This is a genomic window from Mesorhizobium sp. M7A.F.Ca.CA.002.05.1.1 (assembly GCF_003998335.1).
Classification (GTDB): Bacteria; Pseudomonadota; Alphaproteobacteria; order Rhizobiales; family Rhizobiaceae; genus Mesorhizobium.
Genome location: NZ_RZQI01000540.1, coordinates 1 through 4,143 on the forward strand (window position 1 = coordinate 1; position 4,143 = coordinate 4,143).

Genomic DNA, 4,143 nt, shown 5'->3' on the forward strand with positions numbered 1-4,143 from the left:
GTGCTGTTGTGACAGGTGTGCGTGGCGACATCCTGCAGCCCAGCGATGTCGAGCGCGGCCACAAGAGTTCGCGCGAAATATCAGGCGATTTCGAGCCTCACGCGCAAGCGGTGATCGTCGCCTCCGGCGGCATCGGCGCCAACCATCAACTGGTGCGGGAGAATTGGCCCAAACGGCTGGGCGCCGCACCGAAGCGCATGATCACCGGCGTGCCCGATCATGTCGACGGCCGCATGCTGGCGATCACGGAACGGGCCGGCGGTTCGATCATCAACCGTGACCGCATGTGGCACTATGTCGAGGGCATCAAGAATTGGGCGCCGGTCTGGACCGATCATGCGATCCGCATCCTGCCCGGCCCGTCATCGCTGTGGCTCGATGCGCGCGGCAAGCGCCTGCCGATGCCGCTCTATCCCGGTTTCGACACGCTGGGCACGCTCTCCCACATCATGAGCACCGGCTTCGATTATTCCTGGTTCATCCTGACCAAAAAGATCATCCAGAAGGAGTTCGCGCTGTCGGGCTCCGAGCAGAACCCCGATTTGACCGGCAAGAGCTGGCGCCAGGTGCTCGGCCGCGCCACATCGGGCATTCCGGGCCCGGTCAAGGCGTTCATGGAGAAGGGCGAGGATTTCATCGTCGAGGCCGACTTGCCGACGCTGGTCGCGCGCATGAACGCGCTGGCCGGCGGCGAGCCGCTTCTTGAGGTAGCCCAGGTCGAGCGCGAAATGCGCGCCCGCGACCGGCAGCTCAACAACCCGTTCTCCAAGGACATGCAAATCACCGCTCTGCGCGGGGCGCGCGCCTATCTCGGCGACCGGCTGATCCGCACGGCCAAGCCGCACAAGATGCTCGATCCGGCAAACGGCCCGCTGATAGCGGTGCGCCTCAACATCCTGACCCGCAAGACGCTGGGCGGCCTGCAGACCGATCTCGACAGCCGCGTGCTGGGTGCCGATGGCCAGCCTGTTGCGGGACTCTACGCCGTCGGCGAAGCCGCCGGTTTTGGCGGCGGCGGTGTGCATGGTTATGCGGCGCTTGAGGGCACCTTCCTCGGCGGCTGCATCTTTTCCGGCCGCAGCGCCGGTCGTGCGGCGGCCGCTTCGGTGGGATGAGCCGGGGCCGGTCGGTCCTCAGAGTCCAGCCGCGATCACCAGCGCCAATCGCCCTGTCCAAGCGCGGTCACCGCATCGACGATCCGGGTGAAGCTTGCGCGGGCGCGGCCGACCGTGTGCCGGCCTCGGAGATAACCATGCACCAGCCCCGTTTCCTCGAACCAGGTTGCGCGTCCGCCCGCCGCCACGACCAGGTCGTGATAGCTCTCGCCATCCGACGACAGCGGGTCGCACTCGGCGGTGATCAGTACTGTCGGCGGCAGGTTGGAGAAGTCGGTGTCGGCGAGCGGCGACAGCGTGATGTCCCCGGTCCTATCCACGCCGCTGGTGCGGATGTGCTTGTAGAATTCGAGATCGCGCACGGTCAGCATCGGCGCTTCGGCGTGCTTGACATAGGAGCCTTTCGCGCGGTCTCCGCCGAGGCCGGGATAGATCAGCACCTGGCCAAACGGCCTTTTCGAACGGTCACGCGTGGCGTGACTGACGGCGGCGCAGAGATTGCCGCCGGCGCTGTCGCCGCACAGCACGATAGAATGATCGCGATTGGCGGCGGCCCATTCGAAGGCGCTCATCGCATCGTCGAAGGCCGCCGGATGCAGATGCTCCGGCGCCAGCCGATAATCGACCGAGACCACCTCATAGCCGGTGCGGGCACAGAGCTCGGCGCAGACATCGTCGTGGCTGTCCAGCCCACCGAGGATGAAGCCGCCGCCATGGACATAGAGCACCGTCACCGCAGCTTTGTGTGTGCTTCGGTAGGTGCGGATCGGGATGTCGTGCGTGGGCGTCGCAATGGCTGAGGTTTCGACCGCCACGCCTTCGGGATAGCCGGCAAAGAATTCGCGGCACATGCGGTCATAGATCCCGCGCTGCTGCGCGATCGTGTAGTCGATCGTGTCGGGCGGATAGTAAGAATTGGTCCGCTCTATGAACGCCCAGGTCTCGGCGTCGATGAGGGTTTTGTAATCGGTCATGGGTGCTGGAAAGGCGCCCAAGGCTGAGCCAGGGCGCCCCCCTCTGTCCTGCCGGACATCTCCCCCTCAAGGGGGGAGATCGGATGTTGCGAAAACTTTCGCCAACCTTCTGCGTCGCAAGAAGAGTGCAGAGATCGAAGCTGCCAATCTCCCCCCTTGAGGGGGAGATGGCCGGCAGGCCAGAGGGGGGTAAGCGCCATCGTTCCGGCGGTATCCACTACTTCCCCTTCCAAACCGGCTCACGCTTCTCCGCAAAAGCGCGAAAACCCTCCATGCCATCCTCGGAGCCGTAGAGGGCATCGACCGTCGGCAGCTGGCGGCGGGTCACCTTGTTCATGGCGTCCTGGAAGGTCAGCGCCTCGGCCACACGCGCGGTCTCCTTGATCGCTGCAAAGACCAGCGGCGGGCCGCCTGCGAGCAGCCGGGCGATCTCCCAGACACGGTCCTCGAGCTTCTCCTTGGGCAGCACTTCGTTGACCAGGCCCCAGCGATGCGCCTCGGCCACATCCATCCAGCGGCCGGTCAGCAGAAGGTCCATGGCGACATGGTAGGGGATGCGCTTCGGCAGTTTGATCGTTGCCGCGTCGGCCAGCGTGCCGGCGCGGATTTCGGGGAGCGCGAAGGAGGAATGATCGGAGGCATAGATGAGGTCGCAGGACAGCGCCAGCTCGAAGCCGCCGCCGACCGCCATGCCGTTGACGCAAGCGATCACCGGCTTGTTGAGGTCGCGCAATTCTTGCAGCCCGGCAAAGCCGCCGACGCCATAGTCGCCATCGACGGCATCGCCGCCGGCAGCGGCTTTGAGGTCCCAGCCGGCACAGAAGAACTTGTCGCCGGCGGTCTTGACGATGGCGACGCGCAATTCCGGATCGTCTCGGAATGCCTTGAAGGTCTCACCCATCAGCCGAGAGGTCTTCAGGTCGATGGCGTTGGCTTTGGGCCGGTCGAGGGTGACCTCGAGGATGGTGCCCTCGCGGCGGGTCGAAATGACGTCAGACATTCTTGTTCTCTCCCAGCACCAGCAGTGCGTCGGCGATCCAGGCGCCCTTGCCTTCGCTGCAGACGATCAGCGGGTTGATGTCGAGTTCCTCGATCTCACCGGCATTCTGCTGCACGAAGGCGGCAATGCCCGAAATGGCATCGATGGCAGCCGCGACATCGGCTTTTGGCCGGCCGCGATAGCCCTCGAGCAGCGGGAACAGTTTCAGGCCGCGCAGCGCCGCCTCGATATCGTCGCGCGTCGCCGGCAGCATCAGCGTGACGCTGTCGCGCAACAATTCGACCAGCACGCCGCCGGTGCCCAAGGTCATCACCGCACCGAACATCGGGTCGCGGGTGAAGCCGACGATGAGCTCGGCGACACCGTCGCGCACCATGCGCTCGACATAGAGCCCGGTGCCGAGCGGCAAGAGGTCATGCGCCGCGGTGCTGACGGATTCGGCATCCCTGAGGTTGAGCCTGACGGCGCCAACTTCGGATTTGTGGCTGACGCCGAGCGCCTTCAGTGCGACGGGAAAGCCGAGCGCCATCGACGAAATCACCGCCTCGACCGCATTGGCGGCCCGTTCGCCTTTCGGCACCGGCAGGCCGGCCTTGATCAGCCGCGATTTTGCTTCGGCCTCGTCGGGCGTGACATGGTCGCCACCAGGCGCACCGGCAGCAGAAGTGTCGATCGGCTGCGCCTGCGGTTCGGCCCAAGCCCAGCCGATGAAGGCCGCCGCCCCGGCGGCATCCATGGCTTCCGAAATGCCGAACAACGGCACCATGCCGCGCGCCATCAGTTCGGCGGTGTACTCCTCCGGCAGGTTTTCCGGCAGCGACGAGACGATCGCGCCATGCGCCTTGTTGGTCTTCAGCGCCGATTCGAAGGCGCGCAGCGTCGCCCACCAATCGGTGACCGAACAACGATCAGGTCGCGGAAAATCCAGCACCAGCATGTTGAGGTCGAAGCCGCCCGACACCATTGCGGTGAAGGTGGCGGTCATCGCCGGCTCGTTGTTCCAGATGAAGGTGTGATAGTCCAAGGGATTGGCGACCGCGACCAGCGGCCCGAG

At 65.3% G+C, this 4,143-nt stretch carries 4 protein-coding genes; 1 reads left to right on the top strand and 3 read right to left on the bottom strand.

Going from position 1 to position 4,143, the window contains the following annotated elements:
- Positions 1-1,115: FAD-binding dehydrogenase (locus EN939_RS23420; RefSeq protein WP_127270024.1), on the top strand; the 1,115-nt coding region annotated here is incomplete at its 5' end.
- A gap of 35 nt (positions 1,116-1,150) precedes the next feature.
- Here the strand turns inward: EN939_RS23420 and EN939_RS23425 are convergent.
- From EN939_RS23425 to EN939_RS23440, 3 genes are all read right to left on the bottom strand, one after another.
- Entirely contained in the window at positions 1,151-2,089 is a 939-nt protein-coding gene (locus EN939_RS23425) for an alpha/beta hydrolase (RefSeq protein WP_127270026.1), read from the bottom strand.
- Between the two features lie 217 nt (positions 2,090-2,306).
- A complete protein-coding gene (locus EN939_RS23435) occupies positions 2,307-3,089 on the bottom strand; it encodes a carnitinyl-CoA dehydratase (protein WP_127270028.1) in 783 nt (260 codons plus the stop codon).
- The coding region (locus EN939_RS23440; protein WP_164751162.1) for an acetate--CoA ligase family protein at positions 3,082-4,143 on the bottom strand (1,062 nt) is incomplete at its 5' end. The genes EN939_RS23435 and EN939_RS23440, both read right to left, overlap by 8 nt.